Origin of the sequence: Shimia sp. R9_2, assembly GCF_017743735.1 — a bacterium.
Lineage (GTDB): Bacteria > Pseudomonadota > Alphaproteobacteria > Rhodobacterales > Rhodobacteraceae > Shimia.
This window is the reverse complement of record NZ_JAGHRO010000002.1, coordinates 387,093-411,036: the sequence shown is the minus strand read 5'-3', so window position 1 is coordinate 411,036 and position 23,944 is coordinate 387,093. Positions and strand designations below refer to the sequence as shown.

Genomic DNA, 23,944 nt, shown 5'->3' with positions numbered 1-23,944 from the left:
GTCAGCCGCTGTTTTTGAGCACATCAGCGGCGCGCAGCAAAAGGTCCTGATTGCCGGAGACAATGTCGCGCCGTGTGGTGAGATGCAGAAAGTCAGGGCGTGCGCCGAGGCCTTCAAGTGGGAGGCCGTCATTGTCGCCCACCCGCAGCGCCCGGCGCACGGCGATATTGGCCTCCACACCGGCAGCAAGCGGCGGCATGGGCGACGCACCCGCAGCCTGCGCGAAGCGGTCGATTTGGTCCAGTGACCAGACATTGGCCCCACCCGCGCCCGTGGTGGGATCAAGGCCGATGATCTTGCCGATCTTGTTGTCCTCAAACCCGGCGGCAAAATAATCGGTGGTAGAGTAGCTGAGCGCGTCGATGATGGCGACCACGGGGCCGGTGTAGCTGCCTTCCAAGCCCTGCCAGTGGGCGTCTTCGACGAGCTGGAAGCCTTGCGAAAACATCTGACCTGTTTCCAGAACCATGTCGAGCGAGCGTTTCCAGCGGTGGAAAAACTCTGCGCCGCCTGAGAGTTTGCGGGTCGCGGGCGTGGCGAGGAAGGTGTTGCGGCTGAAGCTGACAGGTTTGTCGGTGAGCAGGCGCAGGAGCGCTTCGCCTGCGGGGATGGTGCCGCCGGGGTTGGCACGGACATCCACGATCAGGCCGGATTGCGGCATCTGTGCCAGTATGTTGGCCATATTCTCCACAAAGGCGCGGATGTTGTTTGTGTGAAACGAAAAAATCCGCAGCACACCGTAGCTCTCCCCACTAGGCAGGGTGAGGATGGAGGGACGGATGCCGGGGGCGGCCTGCGTGGCCCCCTGCAGCTCATCCACGCGCAGGCCGGTGTCTGCGGCGGTCAGGCCCAACACCTGACTGCGGGCGCGCAGCGGGCGGGAGAAGAGCGCCTGAAGCCCCTGGTTGATCACATCGGTGCCTGCGTCGAGCCCCAGCAGGGGCGCGCCACCCGCGGTGGCCCCTTCTGCCACGCCGCCTTGTGCGCCCGCACCCCCCGCAGGCGCGCTTGGGGCGATGACCACTTGCCACTGAAAGGTGGCGTTGCGCTGTGCGCCGGTGCCGTCGATGAATGTGAGCGTGACCCAATCCTCATCGGGCGGTTGGGCATAGGCCATAGGGCGCAGGGTGAGCGCGCGCAGGGCAAGCGCGATGCGGGCCCAGGGGTTGGAGCCATTGGTCTGCCAGGAGAAATTCTCGATGAACGTGCGGATCGGGACGCCGTTCCAATGGGTGATCTCGACACCGATGTTGAAGTGGGGATCATCTGGCGCATTGATCAACTTGGTGACAATCAGCTTGCGCCGCTGATCCTCATAGCAGCTTTCCAGCACAAAGGGCAGGAAGGCGATCATCTGGTTCCATGGGGCGGGCATGCGCACGGTGGTGTGGCGGTCCCGCAGGCTGGTGAAGATGCTCAGCAGACGGCGGAAGAAAGCGTGGGAAGAGAAATAGGCATCGGCATCATCTGCGAGCAGTTCAAGCTCGCGCACGGGGTTGATCGCCATGGAGCCGACCTTTTGCGGCAGATGCACGTAGTAGTCGCCCAAAACCTCGCGTAGGCGGTTGGCAATGTCACGGCGCTCATCGGCGGGGATAGGCGTGTCCTGATTGCGGATGGCCCAGAGGGCAAGGGGCGGATTGTCAGAGGGTTGTGGCATCAGGCGTCTCCCGGACCGGACAGGGCGAACTCGCCGATGGAGCCTTCCACATGGGGGTCCTGACCGGTGAGTTGCGCAAAAAGCGCGGCGTTGCCAAGGCCGAGGCCGCAGGGTGAGAGGCCCATGGCGGTGGCGGCGAGGTAGAAGGCCATATAAGCCGCGCCGGTGGTTTTGAGCTGTGTGGCGTAGGCCATGCCGGAATATTTCCACTGCATGCGCTGAAAGCGGCTGCCAAAGGTCAGCACTGCATCTGGGGCAGAGGTCATGGCCATGGCGGTGAGCGCATCATTGGCCAGCGCAGCGCAAGAGGCGTCCCAGTCGCGCAGCAAGAGGAGCTCGTGGCTGGCTGCCGCATAAAAGTAGAACCCGGGGCGCAGGCCGGCGACGTTTTGTGCGGTGATGTAGATTTCAGACTCATAGGCGCCACCACCGGAAGGATAGGGGCGGGAGGTGAAGCTGCCGAGGTCGGTTTCAAAATGTGATCGGATGCGGGCGGTGCGGTAGAGAAAGACGCCGAGTTCCGCCAACGTCAGAGCGCGGCGCATGCGTGGGCGGCGCGAGCTGCGCAGCTCCATCGCTTGTGCCAGCGGCAGGTCGGTGGCTGAAAGCGTGGCCAGATCCGCTGCCATCAGCGGAACGCGGCCAAGGTTTTCCGGCTCCGGATGCAGGGCAGGCTGGGCGTAGATGTCGTCTTTGAACTGGAAGGTTGCGCCGATGGGATCATGGGTAAACCCCATGCGAGAGCGGGCGTGAAAGGCGAGATCCTGCGGCTCCCACTGGCGCAGAGTGTCGTCGTGATCCTCCGCCAGTTTGCCATCCTCATCCACCGCGCCGATGATGCCCGCGACAGACAACATCGCGCAGATGGTGTCGCGCTGGCCGGTCGGGATGCGCCCCTGAGACAGGCCTGCGGCGGTTGCGCCTTCGGTGAAGAGGGCGAGGAGTTTGGAGCCGGTGACGGTGTCGGTGCGCAGGCTGGCGCGATAGCCTGAGAGCGGGCGCTCCAAGATCAGAGTGTCGCCTTCGCGCCGGATGTTTGTGAAACGCGACAGCCGGTAGGGGGTCTCCGGATCCGGTTCAGGCTGCAGCGGGGGAAGCACATATTGCTGGATCGGCCAGATGGTGATGACGGCCTCGTCGCGCTCCTCTGAGCCGTAGCGCAGACATCCCATAGCGCCGAGGGTCAGGAGCGCGCTTTGCAGCACGTCCTCGGCCATGGATTGACCTGCGCCACGCGCCTCAATGCTGGCCTTGGCGATCGCCGCTGTTGGCGTGCCATCCGGATCTGACAGCAGTGCGCGCAGGGTCTCCACGAAGTCGGGCGCATTCACCAAGTGCGGCGTAAGCGCAGTGTCCAGCAGCGTCGCTAAGTCTTGATCCTGAGGGGGATCTAACCAGAGGTGCATGGCGGCTTCCTTTCTTAGAGGAACATCGCAATGGGGTTGAGCTGCTCTTCGGTCAAAGCGCGCTCCATCCGGCCCATTTTGACCGGCACGTCATAAAGACGACCGGGGGCGTAGCGCGCCCAGAAATGGCGCAGGCCGGGGGCGAAGACACGCACCACCGGAAGGCCAATATCGGCGCGGGTTTGGTTGATCACCAAGACCTCATGGCCCGCATGTTCGACACGTGAGATGGCGTCGCGCAGCGTGTCGGTGATGCGGGGGGCGGAGATCTGTGGATAGTCTGCGAGCTTGCGCGCTGCGCCGGTCGGCACGAGGTACGGCTGGTTTTCATAGGTGGCGGTTTGCCACCAGTTCAGGCTGTCGGGATCGTCAAAGGCATAATGCGTGCGCCCGTCCACGCCGACGCTGAGCACGGCGGGCATGAACTGGTTCATTTCGGTGAGCGCGCGCAGGATACCCACGCGGGCGTCCAGATGTGCACCAAAGCCCATGACAATGTCCTCCGTCGGCCCGCCGACGCGGCGGTTGATGGCGACAAATGAGGGGATGCCAAGGTCGGTGGTGATGTCGAGCACATGGAACTCGCGCTTGTGCTGGGCGTAAAAGGCGCGGTTCTCGGCCACAAAGGCATCATCCAGACCGGTAAGATCAACCTCGGCCATGGGCAGGCGGTTGTACCACCAGATGGCCACGGAATCCCGCTCAACAAGCTCCATCAGCCCCTGAAGAAAAGCATCCTCATAGCTGGAACCCGCCGCCGCGCCGTTGCTGTCCGCCCAAGAGGTGAAACGGTTATTGGGCGCGGGGTAGGAGTAAAACAACATCGAGGTGGGCAGGTATTTCATGCGCTCCTCGGTGACGGACCAGACCGGGGTCCAGTCGACCACCTCATTTGCGGTTTGCTTTTCCGGGACGATCTGGAACTGGCTGCCGCGGGCGTTCCATTCCGCGCGATCCTGATACTGCTTGTCGGAATAGAGCATCAGATCATTGGGGTGCAGCGCACTGTCGCCAAGCATTTCAAGGGAGGCAGGCACGCGCAGTTCCTCCCCGCGATACTTGCCGGAGTAGCGCTCCAGTGCCTCACAGAGCGCGGAGGTGCGGGCCTGCTGATCGGTGCGCCCTTTGCCGGAGGACACCGAGCGCAGGTTCTGTTTGAGACCCCAGAGACCGTTGGGTTTGACCGCCAGATTGTTGCCCGCAGAATAGGTGCGCAGCGGGGTGACGCCATTGTAGGGGGAGGGGGTGAGCTCTTTGATGACGCCGGTGAGCGGGCTGATGTGGATGGCGTATCTCTCGAACGTTTGCGCGGCACTGGCGGCGCGTTCACCATTCTCGACCCCATCGGCGGCGTCACGGTCCTCAAACTGTTGCGGAGCGCCGCCCACCAACCCAAGGCTGGGGGTGCCGCAACAAGCACATTGCGGACGTTTGAGCAGGCGGTGCGGTTTGCGCTCCAGCGTGAGCGGCATAAGCTGGTTGAGTACGCCTGCAACTTCGGGGTTCTGACCGGACACGATGTAGCGCATCAGCTGGGTCGTGGCCGAGGCAAGCGCTTGTGCATAAAAGGCATCTGACTGCACCACAGGGCGCGGAGGCGCGCCTTTGATGGCCATGCGGCCCGCGAGCATCATCTCGACATCGCGGTTTTCCAGAAGGCGGCTTTCAAGACATTCCCAACATCCTGTTGTGCCAGGGATGAAGAGCGGCCCGACAAGCGGCGTCAACCCCCATGGGCGCACCAGAAGCCAGGGTTGACCGCTGGCCTGAAGCCGCGCGTTGAGCGGGCGCAGGGTTTCGTCGAGGTAGTCTTCGACCACAACAAGCGTGATGCGCCCGGCCTCCTGATCCACGGAAAGGCCCGCGGATTGCGCCCAGGCGATGGCATTGGCCTGCTCGCTGGCATTGGGGGCCACAACCGTGACCGGGAATTGCGCGAGCTGTGCGCGTGCGGCCTGACTGTTCATGCCAAGGGACGACCAGAAAAGCGCCTCCTCGGGGCTGGCCTCAGGGTCGGCTTCGCGCAGATGGCCGGCCTGTGTGAGATAATCCAGCGCGGCGTAGACTTCCTCAGGGGTGGCGATGGAGGCGAGCAGCGCGGCAATGTCCTCGCGGCTGTTCTGTCCGTTCAGAAGTGGAAGCAGATGGGAGAGGATATGCCCCTCAAGCGCAAAACTGTCGGAATCTGAGAGCAGTACATGGCCTTCGCCATAGACGGTATAGGCTTGGTAATTTTCCTTCAGAATTGGGCGGATGAGCATGAGAGACCTCAGGGATTGTGGACAAAGTGCTGAAATAAAATGAAAGCGTGGCATCGCCCGCGAAATGTGTGCGGGCGATGCAGAGGGCTAAACCGGGGTGGGCTTAGCCATCGGGGTAGGTGGCCACGGTGGCGCCACAGCCATAGCTGGCCGCGCCGCCCATTGGTTGCAGCTCCATCGCCGAGCGCAGCGTGGAGACAGTTGCGCGGCTCATGGCGGCGGGGTTGAGCTCCATGGTGAGCGAGTCCCCCGCGCAGCCGTAGCAGGCGGCGCTGCCCACGGTGCCTGCAGTGCCACCAAAGGAGCCAGCGCTGCCGATTGTGCCTGCGCTGCCCCAGCAACCGCCCATCATCGGATCCTGCAGATCCCCCATATCCGCGACACAGCCGCAATAGGTGGCAAAAGACCCCATGGTGGCTCCGGAAAGACGGGTTGAGCTGATGTCAGCCATATTGGCCTTAAAGGTCCCTTGAGCGGTGGCCGTGGTCATCGTTGTTGGCTGACATGGGCCAAAGGGGATCATATTGGCGCGTTCGGTTTGCAGATCGGCGACAATGCCTGCGGACCCATAGGTGCCTACGGTGCCTGCGCTGCCTGCTGTGCCGCCGACGGAGCCAAGGCATCCGACGGTGCCGAAGGTGCCATTGCAGCCGCCTGCCATGGGCTCTGCGGAAAGGGGCGCAGGTTGTGAGACCAGCGAGCCGATGGTTTTTAGCGACGCGGTGGTCTGATGCGTGGCGACGGTTGGCTTGATTGACGCTTGCGTGAGGCGGGAGGCCACGGTTTGCAGCGTCGCTATGGTTGGTTTGACCGACGCGATGGTGGGCTGTGTCACCATGCTGCCGGTGCAGGGATCCACGGGGGTGAGCTTGGCGTCATCCCTGGCACTGCCGTAGCAGGCTCCCGTGCCGACGGTGCCAGCGGTGCCGCCAAAGGTGCCAGCGCTGCCGATGGTGCCGGCGCTGCCCCAGCAGCCGCCCATCATCGGATCGCCATAGGTGCTGCCGGAGAGGCGGGTGGAGGAAATGGGGGGCGGCTGGCTCACCAGACTGGCCTGGGATTGCAGAGAGGCGATGGTGGGCTTGGTCGTCGCATCGGTTGGCTGCGTCGGGATGCACGGCTGGGTGGACACGCAGGGCTTTGTCAGGATGCAAGGCGGCTGGCTTGGCAATGTGGGAACGCACGGTTGCGTAGGGACGCAGGGCTGTGAGGGCTGCGTTGGGACGCAAGGTTGCGTGGGTTGTGTTGGAATGCAGGGCTGTGTCGGGCGCGTGGCGACAGTGGGCTGCGTCGGGACACAGGGGCGGCTGACCAGCGAGCCAATGGTGGGTTTGATGCTTGCGATGGTTGGCTGGGTTTGAATTGTCGGCTGGGTCGGCTTTGTGAAGGCGGTGGCGGCGGGGCCTTCGGGATCGGGTATCCCGGCTGAGCCGTAGGAGCCGACAGTGGCTGCAGAGCCCGCCGTGCCGCCAATGGATCCAAGTGAGCCAGCGGTTCCGAAGGAGCCTACGCAACCGCCCATATAGGTGGCCGTGGTGCCTGATTGATCGGTGTACATTTGGGGTCCTCCTTGAAAATCACTTTGGTCTGAACTGTCTTGAGATGCGTTGCCCTGATCCGGGCTTTCGGTGGTATCGACGGCGGTTTGTTGGCAATGGCTCGCTTGGTCAGCGGGGGCGGTGGCATAGGTGCCGTAGGAATAGCCGTAGGCCACCATGCCCTGCGCCGCCTGTTCCTGCGCTTTGAGATTGAGCGCACCGTTGACCATGCGCTGGGCGTCCGGCAGGGCGGGGACAAGATCCTTGTCCATATCGACCCCGGAGATGTCCTCAATGCCGATGTCTTTGAAGGCGGAAGCCAGATCCGCGAAGGCGCTTTGGGCGTAATTGGCGTCCTGTGAGGCGGTGGAAATGATTTGCGCCCAGGCGAGCTGTATATCGGGCGCAGGTCGGGATGTATCGGGGGGCGGGGTCTCTGCACCCTCGGCGGATTCAGCGGAGTCGCCTTTGGGTGATGAGTCTGGTTTCTTGGCCATCTCAACTCCATCAATTTGAAATTTAAAATTTGCGGCGCCCGTATTGGTGAAATTGAATGGGTATTCAGGCGCGGTATTTTTGGAATGCTCTTTTTATATCACTTTATGGTGATGTGCATAAGTCAGATATCCACGACTTTGCGTGGATTTGAGGTCTGTTAATTTTAACTGATACACGTAATTGGATATTCTTGATTTGGTTTATAATGTTGATTTTATGTATTTATTTTAAGTTTCAATTGCCGATTTTGGTGTGAGTTGTTTTGTCTAAAAACTTTTGAATAAAGTCCGCATCGGCATTAATTTGCGTTGTGTGGGCTTATTTGGGCGATAATTCGCGCAGTATCGGGCGCTTTGGCGTGTCCATAAAAAAGAGCCCCGCCTTTTGCGGAGCTCTTTGTTTTGAATGTGCGTTTTTTATTTGGGGGCGTTTTTACCGCGCTTCTTTCTCAGTTGCGCGATTTTTTTGCGTTCCCATTCTGCGCCGTGGCTTTCCACATGTTCTTGCGCAATTTGCAGAGCGCCCAGCCCCTTGCGGTTACGGAAGAAGAAATCGATGCCCAATTCGGCAAGCTCTTCCATATGGCGGATCAGGGCGGCTGGTTTGATGTTCTGATCTTCGGCGATCAGATGGGCGACGGTTTCGCCGAGGCCTGTGCGCCAGTTGATGTCGCAGCCTTTTTCCAGCAGCACCTGAATGAGCGCCATGCGGCGGGATTTGCCCATTGAGGCCACGTGCAGCGCATTGTGGTTGTCCGCGTTGCGGGCGTCCTTGTTGGCGCCAAGCTCGCAGAGCTCGGCCAAGGCCTCTTTTTTCTCGGCTTTGGCTGCGAGGTGCAGGGGCGTGTTGTTGTTTGGATCAGTCACATTCACGCGCGCGCCGAGCTTCACAAGGGCACGGATGTTGGAGGCGTGGCCAGAGGCGGCGGCATAGTGCAGCGGGGTGAGGCCGTTGCTGTCGATTTCGTTGACCTCAGCGCCCATGCCCACCAGCGCCTTGATGGCTTTGGTGCCTTCAGAGCGGCTTGAGCCGGCGGCCAGATGCAGCGGGGTGACGCCTTCGCGGTCTTTGGCAACAGGGCTGAGGCCCATGTCATAAAGCGCGTTGATGCCCGGCATGTTCTTGGCGTCGGCAGCAGAGTGCATGGCGGTGCGCCCGCGATCATCCTCAGCCTCGATTTCCGCCCCCAGCAGGCTGAGGATATCCAGCTTTTTCTTGGCCAGCGGAGAGCGGGCGGCGTAGTGGAATGCGCCTTCGCCGATTTCGGAGGTGGCGTTTACGTCCACGCCTTCCTCGATCACCTTCTCAAAGATCTCAAGGTCCGAGCAGCGCGCGGAGGAGTGAATCAGACCTTCGCCAAACCGGTTCAGTGTCTTGGTGTTTGCGCCAAGCTGGGAGAGGGTGGCGAAGGATTTGCGGCCCAGAGCCTCCATGGTGGAGTTGATCGGGGTTTCGCCCTGTTTGTTCTCCATCTCGAGATCAGCGCCGAACTCATGCAGCTTTTTGATCACCTCGATATGGCCGAACTTGGCCGCGAAGTGCAGCGGGGTTTCTTCGAACTCGTTTTTGCAGTTCACGTCGACACCGCTTTCCAGCAGGGTCTGCAGAATTTCCATGCGCCCCCAACGTGCCGCATCATGCAGCAGGCTGGTGCCGTAGCTGCGGTGTTTGGAGAGATCCGCGCCCAGTTTTTCGAGTGCGCGGAAGGAGGCGGGGTTTTCGGCGTTGATGGTGAGGAAGATCGGGGTTTCCTGACGGCCGTTGGTGGCCTCCAGATCCGCGCCTAGGCTTTGCAGTTTGCGCATGGCCACAAGCTGGCTGGCGGCAGAAGCCGCGTGCAGTGCGGTGTTGCCTTTGTTGTCGCGGTCCTCAAGGCCGATGCCGAGGCCCACAAGGCGGTCAAACAGGCGCACATCGCCCAGAGCCGCAGCCTTGTGCAGAATGGTGCCACCATCAAAGCGGCGGGCATCCGGTTTGGCGCCCATTTTGATCAGCGCGTCAAAAATCTGTCCGCCGTCGCGGGACGAGACATAAAAGAGCGGGGTTTCACCACGGTTGTCGGTCACTTCGAGATCGGCACCGGCGGCGATGAGGGCCTCAACTGTGTGGAGCTGGCCGGATGTGACGGCCATATGCATTGGTGTCATGCCGCTGTCGCCGGGGGAGGCGAGGTCCAGCCCGAATGCTGCGAGCTTGGTGATCGCGGCCACATTGCCTGCGCGGGCGGCGACATGCATGGGCGTCAGTTTCTGCGGGCTTGGCAGGATGAAGTTGAACCCAAAGCCGACGAGACGGTCGAGTTTGGCCTCGGGCGCATCAGAGCGCACCGCGCCTTCGAGCGCTTGGAAGAAAATCATGTGGCTGCGGTCATCAAAGGCCAGCGCGGCTTTGATCACATGGGTCATGGTGGCGAGGCTGCCGTAGCGGGCCGCCCATGTGACGGCGGAGGCCTCAGCGGTCAGTGCGAGGTCGATGCGCGCGCCGCTGTCGATCAGGAAGGCAAACACATCGGGGCGTTGCAGGGTGGCCGCAAAGAGCAGGGGGCTTGTGCCGTAAGCACCTTGAAAGTTCACACCGCTGCCGACACGGGCATTTTCACGCACGGTGGCAAAATCGTCGGTGGCAATGGAGATCATCAGTTCCGAGATGTCGCCATCGCGCAGAAGATCAGCAACCGGGCCGCTGGGGTCATCTGCCGGAATCGTCTTAATAAGGGCAAAGATGTCTTCGGCTGTTTCAGCCTTCACGCGTTGATCCAATTTTCGGCTCCCATCGGTTGATGGCTTATTCGAGTAGAGGCTAGAAGTTGACGGTTTCTGAAAATCAAACAGAGGTTCGATAAAATGCCGGGTATCTGGCGCGTGGTGACGTTGCGGGACAGGGCTTGAGAGCGGCGCAGCGGTCTTCTGAGGGGGCTCATGCGCGCTGTGAAACGGATTTTGGGGGGCGCTTTGGCCGAATTCTCCAGAAAAATAGCGCGGTGCTGGAAAAACTAGGCCAAAATTACACCTTTGATGGCCGAATTTATCAGAGTTTCGTAAAAACAAATACTTATGCGGAAAATTGCTTAGAATTTTAGGCGTCAGTGGCGCAGGAAACGCCCCGGTTTAAGAGGCGCTCTTCACATTTTTGAGAGCGCTGGCCGGAACTGTCAGCGAGTTGTCCGGCGCGAACATGTTGGGCTTATGCAAAGTTACCCATATTGGCCTCACAGGGCGGGCCGCAGGGTTCGTCAAATCCGAAATACCAAGCCCGAAACCACAGAGCTTTAGGAGGATGCGATGACTGAGTTCACAGTGACAACACCGTCGAATTTGCACGCTGCCGTTTGCCCAAAGCCTGCGATGGCGGGGTTGGCCAGTTCTCTTGTTTTCCAGTTGCGACGGGACTCCTTACTTTAAGCCGCAACTGAAATCCCCGGTCGTCTGCGTAACCCCCTCTCCCTCCTCCCCCCCAAAACGCAGATGATCGGGGCCCCTATTTTCAAAGACCACCGCTCACCCAAAACCGCGCCGGTCGCGTGCTGCCTGTCTGGCTGAAATTGCCAAAACCACCACTCACGCTCTCTCAGACACAGGCAGCCAACGACCGGCGAAAGGTGTGCAGATGATGCGCGCGACAGGAGATTTTGCGGGGCAGGCACAATGTATCTGGCGGCCAAGCGGGGGCAGATCAGGCCAGACTATCGTTAAGGTGTGTCCGAAAGTGTCAGCGGGTTGTCCGGCGACGACATTTGGAAAACGCTTGAGATGTTGCATTAAGGTGGGGAGCGAAAGCACTTAGCTTTGCAATACCAATCTACCTCAGCGCCTTAGGAGGATGCGATGAACGCAAAAGACGTTATGGAAACCGACAGCATTGGGACAACCCTGCGTGCGTCTCTGGAAAAAGTCCGCGCAGCCTATACCCGTTCTCCGGCGCCGACACGGGAAGAGCGCAAAGACCGCCTGAACCGGTTGCACAAAGGTGTCATCGAATACAAAGACCGCCTCGTGGCCGCGGTGGACAAAGACTTTGACGGGCGCGCGCCGGCAGAGACCATGTTGGCGGAAATCCTGCCTGTTCTGGAAGGTATTCACTACAACAAGAAGAATCTTCGCAAGTGGATGCGCCAATCCCGTCGCGATGTGCCATTGACGCTGTTGGGTTCCAAGACCAAGGTGCATTATCAGCCACTGGGCGTTTTGGGCATTGTGGTGCCGTGGAACTTCCCGATTTTCCTTGGTCTCTCTCCATTGGTTGGGGCCCTCGCGGCTGGCAACCGGGCGATGATCAAGACCTCGGAGTTCGCCCCAGAAACAGGCAAAGTTCTCACTGAAATGGTGAGTAAGTATTTCTCTGAAGAGGAAGTGGTTGTTGTCGGTGGCGGCGTGGAAGTTGCCACAGAGTTCACAAGACTGCCGTTTGACCACCTTGTTTTTACCGGCTCTACGCAGGTTGGCAAGATCGTGATGCGCGCGGCTGCCGAGAACCTCACTCCTGTGACGCTGGAGCTGGGTGGTAAATCGCCTGCGATCATTCACGACAGTTTCCCGGTGGAAGAAGCGGCCAAACGGATCGCGTTTGGCAAAGGTCTGAACGCAGGTCAGATTTGTGTGGCGCCAGACTATATTATGGTGCCGCGCAGCAAGGTGAACGCCTTTGTGGAGGCCTTCAGTGAGGCAATTGCGAAGCACTACCCAACGCTGGCTTCCAACACGGATTATACCTCCATCATCACCGAGCGTCAGCGCGACCGGCTGGTGGAAAATATCCGTGACGCCGAAGAAAAAGGCGCGACCATCAAGGTGATCAACCCAAGCAACGACAGCTTTGAAGGCACCCGCAAGCTGCCGATGCATGTGATCACCGATGTGTCTGACGATATGCGAGTGATGCAGGAAGAGATCTTTGGTCCGCTGTTGCCGGTGGTCGCTTATGACACGCTCGATGAGGCCATTGAGTATGTGAACGACCGGGACCGTCCGCTGGCGCTTTACTACTTTGACTGGGACAATGCGCGTGGCGAAAAGATCCTTAACGAGACCCACTCGGGCGGCGTGTGCATCAACGAAGTGATCACGCATGTAGGGGTGGATGACATGCCCTTTGGCGGGGTCGGCCCATCTGGGATGGGGCACTACCACGGCAAAGAGGGGTTCCTGAACTTTTCAAAAGCCAAGGGTGTCGTGCGCAAAGGGCGCTTCAACGCCACAGCTTTGGTTGCTGCACCATGGAACAACAAGTTCTTCAACATCATGGTCAAATTCCAGCTGTGGCGCTTCAAAAAGCCCTAAGCTGATCAGGCTCAGGCCTCTGGGATCATCTGAACATTGCGTTTCCTCCCCGCACAGATGATCCCGCATAGAACACACCGAAGCGCGACGTGCGCGCGCTTCGGCTCTTTACCTCTCCCAGCGCCCTTGATGACGGCTGGGCCCATGCCTTTCTCCGAGATTGACAGATGATGAGCTCCCCGATCACCTATGCCCTGCGCGCGCTGTCCACGTTTTTTCCGCCACAAAAGCCGCTGATTTTCTCAGGGCAGGGGGCTGTGTTGAAGCTGGCGGATTTGATGGTGATCAGCGGGCAGAAACGCCCTTTGCTGGTGACCGATGGCTTCTTGCTGAAGAATGGGATGCTCGATGAGCTGATCGCCTTTCTCGAAGAGGCGGGCTGCACGGTCACGGTGTTTGACGGCATCATCCCGAACCCGACCTTTGCCGTCGTGGAGGCCGGATTGGCCGCAAGCCGCGCGGGGCAATGTGATGCGGTTTTTGCGGTGGGCGGCGGCTCTGCGATTGATGCGGCCAAAGTGATTGCGGCGGCCAGCACCAGCAAAAAGTCCCTGGCGCAGCTGACCGGCATTTTGAAGGTAAAACAGCCGCCGCTGCCGTTTTATGTGGCGCCAACAACCTCCGGCACCGGCTCTGAGGTGACCAGTGCTGCGGTGATTTCGGACACGGAAACCCACAAGAAGACGTTTTTTGTGGATCCCAAGTATATTCCCATCGCAACGGCGTTTGACACGGGCTTGCTGAAGTCTTTGCCCGGCCCGATGACGGCCGCGACCGGAATGGATGCGCTGACCCATGCGATTGAGGCCTATACCTCGCGCAACCGCTTTGCTGACACAGACCGGGATGCCGCCATGGCGATCAAGCTGATCGTCAAATTCCTGCCGGTGGCCTATGAGAACGGGGCGGATGAACACGCCCGGGAAATGGTTGCGCTGGGCTCCTTTCTGGCGGGCTATGCCTTCAGCAAGGCGAGCCTTGGCTATGTGCATGCGATTTCCCATCAGATCAGCGCGCACTACAACACGCCGCATGGGCTCGCGAATGCTATCCTGCTGCCGCGGGTGCTGCGGTTTAACAAGACCGCCTCGGCACAAAGATATGCCAAGCTGGAGCGGATGCTGATCGGCACTGAGGGCGATGCTTTTGCGCCCGAACAGGTGGATCAGTTCATCGACCGTGTTGATGCGTTGGCGGAGCGTGTGGGCATCCCTGTGAACCTGAAAGATGTGCAGCCTGCGGATTTTGACGCGATTGCAAGAGAGGCACTGGCTGAGGCGCGCAGCTCTTATGCGGTGCCGCGAGTGATGCGCAAAGCGGATGTGGTTGCGATCCTGAAGTCTGTGGAAAGCGGCGACCGGTCCGTGCATTTTGTGTGAAGGTATCTGCCTTCAAATGAGGAATTGATAAATGATTTCAGTCATGTGTGTGGTTCAGGAAGGGCAGATCTCAACAGAGGTTCAATTCGCCTTAAGAGCAGCCATCAGTGCCTTCACGCAGCGGGCCTTTGCTGCGGCAGCAGATATCGACTGGATCGTGGTGCCAAAGGGTAGCGGGTTTACCGCCGCTGCGCCCTCCACCGCGATGATTGCTTCCATGCATGCAAACCGTCGCTTGAAAAGCGGAGAGCGCACGGCGCTGCTGCGAGAGCTTGGAGACATCTGCATGGAAAAGACCGGATTGTCGCCCAATGAGATTGTGACCTCAATTCGCGACCCGCAGTCGACCGAGAGCTTGTGATCCCTTTGGGGGGGCGCGTTTTAACGTAGAATAATACCGCGGATGGGGGGCAGAAACATATTTCCCCTTTGGATCACGCTTTGGGAAGGAAGATCAAATGCCTCTCTATATGTGCAATGCTGTTCATGGCACTATTTCTGCACACGCCAAAAGGCGCATCGCCGAAGACATTACGGACATTCACTGCGACGTCACCGGTGCCCCGCGTGAGTTTGTGCATGCGTTCTTTTTTGAAGATGCGCCGCAGTTGCCGATTGGTGGAAAGGCCGTGTTCCTTTTTGCCAGTATTCGCGAGGGACGCACCGAAGCGCAGAAGACTGCGCTTGTGAGCCGGATCACCGCGTCGATCCATGCCCATGTTGGGATCGATATGAGTCAGATTATGATGGACATCACGGATGTGCCGGCAAGCTGGGTTATGGAAGGCGGAGAAATTCTGCCGGAACCGGGAGAGGAAGACGACTGGATCAAACGACATCATCCGGTTGGGGTCTGATCGTGGCAGGCTCACCCTCTCAGAAAAACCAATAAGCCCCGCAGGCGCGCAACCAGACGGGGCTTTTGATATGTTGTGAAGCGCATGGCGCCTGCTATGCAACGCGCCGCACGTTGGAGCGGCGCACCTCACCCGGTGTCTGGCCAAACTTCTTGGAGAAGGCGCGGGCAAAGCTTGCAGGCTCAGAATAGCCCACCCGCCAGGCCACGGTCTCCACGTTGAGGCCCGCCGTTTGCAGCAGCTCATGGGCCAGTGCCATGCGCACATCGGCATAAAGCTCGCGGAAGCTGGTGCCTTCTTCGGTGAGGCGGCGGCGCAGGGTGCGCTCTGTCACGGTGAGACGTTCTGAGATCTCCTCGATCTTATGCTCGCTGGAGATATTGTCCATAATCGCGTCGCGCACTTTCTGCGACCAGGGCGGCAGGATGTCTGCCGCGTTCTGGGAGAGGGCTTCGCATTGCTCCAGACAGAAGCGCAGCGAGACCGGATCGGATTTTGCCAGCGGCTGATCCAGCAGGGCTGACGGGAACGACAGCGCATAGGCGGGCTGGCCGGTCTGAACCGGCAGATTGCTGATCATGGAGAGATCAAGACCATAGCTTGCCTCGGGCTCAGGGGTTTCGATCGTAAACCCGACCTGACCCGGCGCCAGCAGGATTTCCTGAATGAAGTTGACCGAAATGGCGCAGTGGCGCTCCAGAATGAACCGCTGTGCGGTGTCGGGGATGCCATCCATGTTGATGGTCAGCTGCGCGCGCTCGCCAAATTCCTCAAGCCTGTAGTCGGCAATCGAGGAGGAGAGGTTGATGTAGTCAAGCGAGGTCTCAATGGCAGAGCGCAAGGTGGGACTGGTGAGAATCGCAAAACCCCAAATGCCAAAGGCATGCACATGCATGTCGCGCCCGACAATCCAGCCAAGGCCCACGCTGCGTGGCGCAAGCCGCATGAAGTTCATGATGATCTGCAGCTCTTGCTCGGTGTTGTGCAGGGCTTGCGGATCGGACACCTCGTCCTGGCTGATGCCGGAACCTTCCAGACAGGCATCCACATCGACGCCAAGCTTTTCGGCGTGCTCGCAAATGACCTTCAGAATGGTCGCGGATCGAGTGTTGGCTCTGACTATCATGAGACCGAAAATAGAGGCTTGTCCGAAAAAATCAAACTCCCCTGAGTGTAAAACTCATGTGATGAAATTCACCATGAGGCGTGGGGGATGGGCAGCTTTACAGGCGATGGGGTAGGGGTGAGCGTGGCATGCGTTGTCGTGCGAGAGGCAGGGCGCAGAGGACGCGAGTCAAATGCAGGCGATATCCAACATGTGTTGGCTGTGTGCTGTATCATGATCTCAGAGAAAAGTGGCTGGGGTGGTAGGATTCGAACCTACGGTGCGCGGTACCAAAAACCGGTGCCTTACCACTTGGCTACACCCCAACTGTGTGGCGGTATTTACTTAGAGCGGCTGGGAGGTGCAAGACCCGAAATGAGCTTTTTGGCGAAAAAATTGCCACTCGGTACAAAAAATTTTCGCGAAAGAATGCGCGCCCAATAAACACTGGGTTTTTGAAGACCTCGCGTCATTTCGCAGCGCCTGTCGTGGACAAAGGGGGAGGCGCGACGACATGGTGGGGCAAAGCGATAGAGAGGAGAGAGCCAATGTTCCTGGGAATGCGGCCGGAGAATGAGGCCCTGTTGGCGCAGGTCAAAGAGATGATCCGTGATGAGGTCATGCCTTTGGAGGAGGAGTACCATGCGGAGATCGGCAAAGAGGACCGTTGGGCCTATACCGCGCGGCAGGCGGAGATTTTGGAAGGGTTAAAAGCCAAGGCCAAAGAGCGCGGGCTGTGGAATTTCTGGCTGACGGATTCGGACAAGGGATTCGGACTCTCCACCGTGGAATATGCGTTTTTTGCCGAGGAGATGGGCAAGACGCCGCTGGGTGCTGAGGTGTTCAACTGCTCGGCACCGGATACCGGCAATATGGAGGTGTTTGAGCGCTATGGCACCGAGGCCATGAAGGACAGCTGGCTGAAGCCGCTGCTGAATGGGGAGATTCGCTCTGCTTATTTGATGACAGAGCCGGATGTGGCGAGTTCGGATGCCACCAATGTGTCCATGTCCTGTGTGCGCGATGGCGATGATTATGTGCTCAACGGTGAGAAATATTGGGCCTCCGGGGCGGGGGATCCGCGCTGTAAGGTCTATATCGTGATGGTGAAAACCGGAGGCGAGGAACTGCCGGTGCATAAGCGGCAGTCGATGATTGTGGTGCCTGCGGGCACCGAGGGCATCGAGATTCTGCGCCCCATGATGGTCTATGGGCAGGATGATGCACCACACGGGCATATGCACATCAAATTCACCAATGTGCGCGTGCCAGCGGAGAATCTGCTACTGGGCGAGGGCCGGGGCTTTGAGATCGCGCAGGGCCGGCTTGGGCCGGGGCGCATTCACCACTGTATGCGTGCGATCGGGCAGGCTGAGGTGGCGCTGGAGCGTATGTGTAAGCGCGCACTAAGCCGGGAAGCCTTTGGCAAGCCGCTGGCGCATCTGGGGGCGAACTACGACATCATTGCCGAGTGCCGGATGGAGATCGAGCAGGCGCGGCTGCTGTGCCTGAAAACCGCCTGGATGATGGATCAGGGGGATGCCCGTGCGGCGGCGCCCTGGATCAGTCAGATCAAGGTGGTGGCCCCGAATGTGGCGCTGAAGGTGATTGATGAAGCGGTGCAGATGCACGGCGGCACCGGGATTTCACAGGACACGCCGCTGGCGCAGGCCTGGACACATGTGCGCACATTGCGGCTGGCTGACGGTCCGGATGCGGTGCACCGCCGTCAGGTGGCGCGCAAAGAGCTACGTCAGTACACGCAGGAAAAGGTGTGACACCGCGTTTCTGTATCAGACCTGTGGTTGCATGACGGCGGTGTCTGATCGGAGGGAATTTGGAAGGCGCGGCCCGGGAGGCTGCGCCTTTTTCATTGCGTTGCGGGTGTTTGGGGAGGGGAGGGCGATTTAACCGTGCCCTTGGCGCTGGTGAGGTGGACGTGGGGTTTCCACTTTGGTTTGATTTGGGGGCCAGCCCCCAAGCCCCCGGGATATTTGACGAATGAGAAGCATGCATTGTGATGATCTCGTACCGACTCAGAATGGGGAAGCGTTGGGATCAAAGAGCAGGAGGGCTTCGGCTTCTGCGTAGGGCGCGCGCATTTGGGGCGTTTCCAGATGGGTCATAAAAAGCCGGGTCACCGGGACGTGCTGTGTGAGCAGGGCGCTGTAGGCCTTGGTGGCGCCGTCTTTCAAAAAGCGCTCTGCAACCGCGAGGCTGAAGGTGGCAGACACAAAGCCGGTGTTGCGCGGGGCGGTGAGCGGGCTGTCTGAGTAGATGGTGCGGTACAGAAGCACATGGGACGTGCCGAGATGTGTGAAAGCGGCGCGCAGGTAAGCAAGGCGGGCGAGGATGTGGCGCATGCGATGTGGGAGCGCTTTGTCGCCGGAGAGCTCCTCAGCATCGCGCAAGATGCGGCCCTCATAGGGGCAAAGGCCAAGCTCTGCCAGCGCGAGGCGGTGGGCCTTGATGGTTTCGCCCGCGTGAGGATTGCTGACGTATCGGGTGGCGATGTCTTGTTCCATCGAAAGGGCGTCGTGATGGCGGAGCCAGTTGCTCAGCGCGTTGGGGTTGGTGAAGGCCGAGAAATTTTCTGGTGTGGAGTTGGTGGCGGGGGCGTGGCCGTTGGCGGACAGCCAGTCGCTGGCTTCTGCGGTAAGGCGCTGCAGCCGATTATCGGTTGTGGCGCGCTTGGCTGTGTCAATCGGGATGTGCAGCGGTTGATTGAGGCGGGTGCATGCGGCTTCAAGTTCGTCGATGTGAGCCTGCGGCAGTTTGGGTGAGGTTGGCGCGCAGAGGAATTTCTCTGCCTGCCAGAGCGGAAAGGTCCAGCGCGCGCCGGTGTCTTCGAAGGCGCGAACTTCCACCGTGAAGCTTGCGATGTCCGCGCGGACGCTGATGAGCCGAACGGGCGTGCGGCGCGGATCACGCATCCAGAGGGGCGTGCCGGGGCGGAGCATGGCGAGATGGGCGACCGATGCGTCTGATGGCGGGGCGCTGGGCATATGGCCAGCTTTGGCGCTTTCTCGCTTAGGTCAAGAGCTTACTGGGAGGGGGAGGCTGGTGCGTCGGTTTGCTAAGCCCTGTTCAGCCGCGCAGTTCAGTGGCCCGCGCTAGCCCGTCTGCCACGGCGGTGAAGACCTCGGCGAACGTGTGTTCTGCGTCTGGAAACACGGTTTTCATGGTGCCGGAGACCACTGTCAGAAGGCTTGAGCCGCCAACGTAAATCACGCGGCCGATGTCTGCTGGAGTGCAATTCGCCATTGCGAGGGTGTCTTCAGCGGCCACGTGCAGCTGTTTGGCGTGATCGGACAGGAGCGCGGTGAGAATTTCGCCGCTCACCGGCTGCTCAAGACCACGCTCGATTTCTGACAGGCTGATCCTGGCGTTGGCATCGCCGTTGTTGGCGGCGATTTTGCCGCGTTCCACATCAAAGGCCAGCTCATGGCCGAGCTCGTCACGCAGCACGGTTTCAAGGCGGGTGAGCTTTTCGGGCTCTTCCGCCTGGCGCAGCATATCCTCCACGGTGCGGCGGGTGCGGGCGTTGTAGAGGAAGGGGATTTTCTCCCAGGTGGCGAGATCGTGGAAGATGGCGTTGGGGGCAGGCAGGGTGCCTTTGCCAAAAGTGTCGCGCAGGGGCGAGCCTTTGCCGAGCAGCGGCATGACATGGTGAAAGCTCAGCGCGCGGTCAAAATCGGTGCCGCCGATGCGGATGCCGTGGTTGGCGAGGATTTCCACACCGGTGTCGGTGGTGCGGAACACAGAGAAATCCGAGGTGCCGCCGCCGATGTCGACAATCAGGCCGGTTTCACCGCGATGTTCATGGGCGCCACAGGCGATGGCGGCGGCTTCGGGTTCAGAGAGGAAGGTGACCTCGGAAAAACCGGCAGCGAGGTAGCAGGCGCGCAGGTCGTCTTCGGCCTGTTGCTCGCGCGGATCGTCACTGCCGTGAAAGACCACTGGGCGGCCTGATATGGCGTGGGTGAAGGTGAGGCCGGCCTGGGCTTCGGCCTGTTGTTTGATATGGCGCAGGAAGCGGGCGATGATCTCCACAAAGGTCACGCGCTCGTTCAGGATCTGGCGCTTTTCATGCATGAGCGTGGTGCCGAGCACCCGTTTGAGCGCGCGCATGAAGCGGCCTTCTTCGCCCTCAAGGAGCGCATCATTAGCGGGTTGGCCCAGAAGCGTGGCGCGGCTGTCGTAGTCAAAGAAGAAGGTGGTGGGCAGGGTGGTCTGGCCGGCCTCAAAGGTGATGAGGCGCGGGGCACCTTCCACCATCAGCCCCGCGGCGGAGTTTGAGGTGCCAAAATCGATGCCCAAAGTGTGTGGTTTGGTGCTCATGGTCCGGTCTCCGCGCGGCAGGGAAAGGCGCGGGTTTTAGGGAGCGGGCAGGGGCCTGTCAAGGCAAAGAAAAAGGCAGCCAAATGGCCGCCCTTTTGGAGAATGTTTGAGGTGGAGGCGCCGCTCACCCCTGCAGCGAACGCACTTCCAGGTCGCCTTCTTCGCGGGCTTTCATGGCCCGTGCTGCCGCGTTGGAGGCGGCGGCAGTGGTGAAGTAGGGGATCTTGTCAAACAGCGCCACGGAGCGGATCTCGCGGCTGTCGTTGACGGCTTGCGCGCCTTCGGTGGTGTTCATCACCAAAGAGATGTCGCCGTCTTTGAGGTGGTCCACGATGTTTGGTCGGCCCTCATAGACTTTGTTCACCTTGGTGCAGTCCACGCCTTGCTGGCTCAGCCATGCGGCGGTGCCTGCGGTTGCGACCACAGAGAAGCCCAGCTCGATCAGGATGTTGGCTGCCTCGACCATGGCGTCGGTCTTGTCGTCGTCTTTGACCGAGATGAAGGCCTTGCCGGAGGTGGGCAGCTCCATGCCTGCGCCGAGCTGTGCCTTCAGGAAGGCGCGTGCAAAGCTGCGGTCCCAGCCCATGACTTCGCCGGTGGAGCGCATTTCTGGGCCGAGGATGGTGTCAACGCCGGGGAAGCGCGCAAATGGCAGCACGGCCTCTTTCACGGAGAACCAAGGCATGTTCGGGTCCGCCAGCGTCATCTGATCCGCAATCGGCTGATCCTTGGTGGCGTCAAGTTCCACGTAGGGGGCACGTTTGGGGAAGTCCGCGAGTTTCTCACCTGCCATGATGCGCGCGGCGATGGAGGCAATCGCGCTGTCGGTGGATTTCGCGACAAACGGCACGGTGCGGGAGGCACGTGGGTTCACCTCGATGAGGTAGATTTCGCCGTCTTTCACAGCGAACTGTACGTTCATCAGGCCAACCACGTTGAGGGCCAGCGCAAGGGCGCGGGTCTGATGCTCGATTTCCGCGATGGTCTCTTTGGAGAGCGAGTAGGGCGGCAGCGAGCAGGCGGAGTCGCCGGAGTGAACGCCGGCTTCTTCGATGTGCTGCATGATGCCGGAGATATGCACGTCTTTGCCGTCACAAAGCGCGTCCACGTCCAGCTCGGTTGCGCCGGAGAGGTAGCTGTCGAGCAGAACAGGGCTGTCGCCAGAGACCACAACCGCCTCAGCGATGTAGCGCTCCAGCTGGCCCATATCGCGTACGATTTCCATGGCGCGGCCACCCAGAACGTAGGAGGGGCGGATCACCAGCGGGAAGCCGATTTCATCTGCAATCGCAAGCGCTTCGGCGTCGGTGGAGGCGATGCCGTTCTTCGGCTGTTTCAGCTTCAGCTCATTGACCAGCGCCTGGAACCGCTCGCGGTCTTCGGCAAGGTCGATGGCGTCCGGCGTGGTGCCGAGGATCGGGATGCCTTCTTCTTCGAGCGCGTTTGCCAGTTTCAGCGGGGTCTGGCCGCCGAACTGTACGATAACGCCGTGCAGGGTGCCGTTCTCCTGCTCAACGCGCAGGATTTCCATCACGTGCTCAAAGGTGAGCGGCTCAAAATACAGACGGTCAGAGGTGTCATAGTCGGTGGACACGGTCTCTGGGTTGCAGTTTATCATGATGGTTTCATAACCCTGCTCGGTCAGCGCGTAGCAGGCGTGACAGCAGCAGTAGTCAAACTCGATGCCCTGACCGATACGGTTTGGACCACCACCAAGTATCACAACTTTCTTGCGCTCTGACGGGCGCGCCTCACATTCCACTTCGCCCATCATTGGGGTTTCGTAGGTGGAGTACATGTAAGGGGTCTGCGCCTCAAACTCGGCGGCGCAGGTGTCGATGCGCTTGAACACGGCGGTCACGCCGAGGTTCTGACGGGCGCGGCGCACGTTGTCTTCATCGCGGCCGGAGAGCTTGGCGAGACGTGCGTCGGTGAAGCCGAGCATTTTGAGCGCGCGCAGCTCTTTTTCGGTGACCGGCAGGCCGTTTTTGCGCACGCCTTCTTCGGCGTCCACGATTTCGCGGATGCGATCTAGGAACCATGGGTCAAACATGGTGACGCCGTGGATTTCATCGTTGGTCAGACCGTGGCGCATGGCTTGCGCGATGGTGCGCAGGCGATCCGGGGTGGCGACGCTGATCGCCTTGATCACAGCGGCTTTGCCTTCTGCGGTGTCATCCGCGCCTTCGATTTCGACCTCATCAAAACCGGTCAGACCGCTTTCCATGGAAGCCAGCGCTTTTTGCATGGATTCGTGGATGGTGCGGCCAATGGACATGGTTTCGCCCACGGATTTCATCGCGGTGGTCAGATGCGGCTCAGAGCCCGGGAATTTCTCGAAAGCGAATTTCGGGATCTTGGTGACAACATAGTCGATGGTTGGCTCAAAGGACGCAGGTGTCACTTTGGTGATGTCGTTGTCGAGCTCATCCAGCGTGTAGCCCACAGCCAGTTTCGCCGCGATCTTGGCGATCGGGAAGCCGGTCGCTTTGGAGGCCAGCGCGGAGGAGCGGGACACGCGTGGGTTCATTTCGATCACAACCATGCGCCCATCGGCTGGGTTCACCGCCCATTGCACGTTGGAGCCGCCGGTTTCCACGCCGATCTCACGCAGCACGTTGATCGAGTGGTTGCGCATGATCTGGTATTCTTTGTCCGTCAGCGTGAGCGCAGGGGCCACAGTGATGGAGTCGCCGGTGTGCACGCCCATCGGGTCGACGTTTTCGATGGCGCAGACGATGATGGCGTTGTCGGCTTTGTCGCGCACCACTTCCATCTCGTATTCTTTCCAGCCCAGCAGGCTTTCATCCACGAGGATCTGGTTCACCGGGGAGGCGTCCATGCCGGTGCGGCAGAAGTGGATGTAGTCTTCGCGGTTGTAGGCCACACCGCCGCCGGTGCCGCCCAAGGTGAAGGCAGGACGGATGATGGCAGGCAGGCCGATGCTTTCCAGCTCTTCCAGTGCAAGGCGGATGCCTTCGTCCAGATCAGCGGAGCCGTCTTCTTTCTTGGGTGCGGTCACGATGGAGGCGCGGGGGTTTTCGATGCCCAGACGGTCCATGGCTTCGCGGAAGAGTTTGCGATCTTCGGCCATTTCGATGGCGTCGCGTTTTGCGCCGATCATCTCGACGCCGAATTTGTCGAGCACACCCATTTCTTCAAGCGCAAGCGAGGTGTTGAGGCCGGTCTGACCGCCCATGGTGGGCAGGAGCGCGTCGGGGCGCTCTTTCTCGATGATCTTGGCGACAACTTCCGGCGTGATCGGCTCGATGTAGGTGGCATCCGCCAGACCGGGGTCGGTCATGATGGTTGCCGGGTTGGAGTTCACCAGAATAACGCGGTAGCCCTCTTCGCGCAGCGCTTTACACGCTTGCGCCCCCGAGTAGTCAAATTCGCAGGCCTGACCAATCACAATGGGGCCGGCCCCGATGATCATGATCGAGGAGATGTCGGTTCTTTTTGGCATGATAAACCTCGGGCTAGAAGGGCGTGGTGGGAGACGCCGAATGCGCAAATTGTCGTGGGTTATACGCATCAGGCGGCAACGTGCAAGAGGGATCACCGGGGGAGCGGGATTTTGTCATGATCTGCCGCTTTCACCACTGTCATTTGCCAAAATGCGC

Annotated in this window: 14 protein-coding genes and 1 tRNA gene; 5 read left to right on the top strand and 10 right to left on the bottom strand. The window is 60.1% G+C overall.

Annotated features, from left to right (window positions below):
* Position 1: 1 nt before the first annotated feature.
* The 5 genes from J7400_RS06575 to J7400_RS06555 all read right to left on the bottom strand — a co-directional run bounded on the left by J7400_RS06575 (position 2) and on the right by J7400_RS06555 (position 10,122).
* Positions 2-1,660 carry a S41 family peptidase gene (locus J7400_RS06575; RefSeq protein WP_209061019.1) on the bottom strand — a complete coding sequence of 553 codons (1,659 nt, stop codon included), beginning with the start codon at positions 1,658-1,660 and terminating at the stop codon, positions 2-4.
* Complete coding sequence (locus J7400_RS06570; protein ID WP_209061017.1) at positions 1,660-3,066, bottom strand: SagB family peptide dehydrogenase; 1,407 nt, start codon at positions 3,064-3,066, stop codon at positions 1,660-1,662. Before J7400_RS06570 ends, J7400_RS06575 begins: the two co-directional genes overlap by 1 nt.
* A gap of 14 nt (positions 3,067-3,080) precedes the next feature.
* Complete coding sequence (locus tag J7400_RS06565; protein ID WP_209061009.1) at positions 3,081-5,327, bottom strand: TOMM precursor leader peptide-binding protein; 2,247 nt, start codon at positions 5,325-5,327, stop codon at positions 3,081-3,083.
* Positions 5,328-5,430: 103 nt separating this feature from the next.
* Positions 5,431-7,362, bottom strand: coding sequence for a thiocillin family RiPP (locus J7400_RS06560; protein ID WP_209061005.1), 1,932 nt, complete (start codon positions 7,360-7,362; stop codon positions 5,431-5,433).
* Between the two features lie 417 nt (positions 7,363-7,779).
* Complete coding sequence (locus J7400_RS06555; RefSeq protein WP_209061002.1) at positions 7,780-10,122, bottom strand: ankyrin repeat domain-containing protein; 2,343 nt, start codon at positions 10,120-10,122, stop codon at positions 7,780-7,782.
* 1,065 nt (positions 10,123-11,187) lie between these two features.
* Between J7400_RS06555 and J7400_RS06550 the strand changes: the two genes are divergently transcribed.
* The 4 genes from J7400_RS06550 (at position 11,188) to J7400_RS06535 (ending at position 14,875) form a co-directional block, all read left to right on the top strand.
* On the top strand, positions 11,188-12,639 hold the full coding sequence (locus J7400_RS06550; protein ID WP_209061001.1) for a coniferyl aldehyde dehydrogenase: 1,452 nt from the start codon (positions 11,188-11,190) through the stop codon (positions 12,637-12,639).
* 167 nt (positions 12,640-12,806) lie between these two features.
* A complete protein-coding gene (locus J7400_RS06545) occupies positions 12,807-14,018 on the top strand; it encodes an iron-containing alcohol dehydrogenase (protein ID WP_209060999.1) in 1,212 nt (403 codons plus the stop codon).
* Between the two features lie 31 nt (positions 14,019-14,049).
* Positions 14,050-14,379, top strand: coding sequence for a hypothetical protein (locus J7400_RS06540; RefSeq protein ID WP_209060997.1), 330 nt, complete (start codon positions 14,050-14,052; stop codon positions 14,377-14,379).
* A gap of 97 nt (positions 14,380-14,476) precedes the next feature.
* Positions 14,477-14,875, top strand: a complete 399-nt coding sequence (locus J7400_RS06535) for a tautomerase family protein (protein ID WP_209060995.1) — start codon at positions 14,477-14,479, stop codon at positions 14,873-14,875.
* Between the two features lie 94 nt (positions 14,876-14,969).
* Here J7400_RS06535 and J7400_RS06530 read toward each other — a convergent pair whose 3' ends face one another.
* Both J7400_RS06530 and J7400_RS06525 read right to left on the bottom strand, forming a co-directional pair.
* The gene (locus J7400_RS06530; protein WP_209060993.1) at positions 14,970-16,001 is read right to left on the bottom strand and encodes an AraC family transcriptional regulator; all 1,032 of its coding nucleotides are present in this window, start codon (positions 15,999-16,001) and stop codon (positions 14,970-14,972) included.
* Between the two features lie 230 nt (positions 16,002-16,231).
* Positions 16,232-16,306: transfer RNA gene (locus tag J7400_RS06525), tRNA-Gln, on the bottom strand.
* A gap of 222 nt (positions 16,307-16,528) precedes the next feature.
* On the opposite strand from J7400_RS06525, the gene J7400_RS06520 reads away from it, so the two are divergent.
* Positions 16,529-17,758, top strand: coding sequence for an acyl-CoA dehydrogenase family protein (locus tag J7400_RS06520; RefSeq protein WP_209060992.1), 1,230 nt, complete (start codon positions 16,529-16,531; stop codon positions 17,756-17,758).
* Between the two features lie 258 nt (positions 17,759-18,016).
* Here the strand turns inward: J7400_RS06520 and J7400_RS06515 are convergent, their stop codons facing one another.
* The 3 genes from J7400_RS06515 to carB form a co-directional block, all read right to left on the bottom strand.
* Complete coding sequence (locus J7400_RS06515) at positions 18,017-18,985, bottom strand: hypothetical protein (protein WP_209060986.1); 969 nt, start codon at positions 18,983-18,985, stop codon at positions 18,017-18,019.
* Positions 18,986-19,067: 82 nt separating this feature from the next.
* A complete protein-coding gene (locus J7400_RS06510) occupies positions 19,068-20,321 on the bottom strand; it encodes an Hsp70 family protein (RefSeq protein WP_209060984.1) in 1,254 nt (417 codons plus the stop codon).
* Positions 20,322-20,445: 124 nt separating this feature from the next.
* The gene (carB, locus tag J7400_RS06505; RefSeq protein ID WP_209060982.1) at positions 20,446-23,787 is read right to left on the bottom strand and encodes a carbamoyl-phosphate synthase large subunit; all 3,342 of its coding nucleotides are present in this window, start codon (positions 23,785-23,787) and stop codon (positions 20,446-20,448) included.
* Positions 23,788-23,944 lie beyond the last annotated feature (157 nt).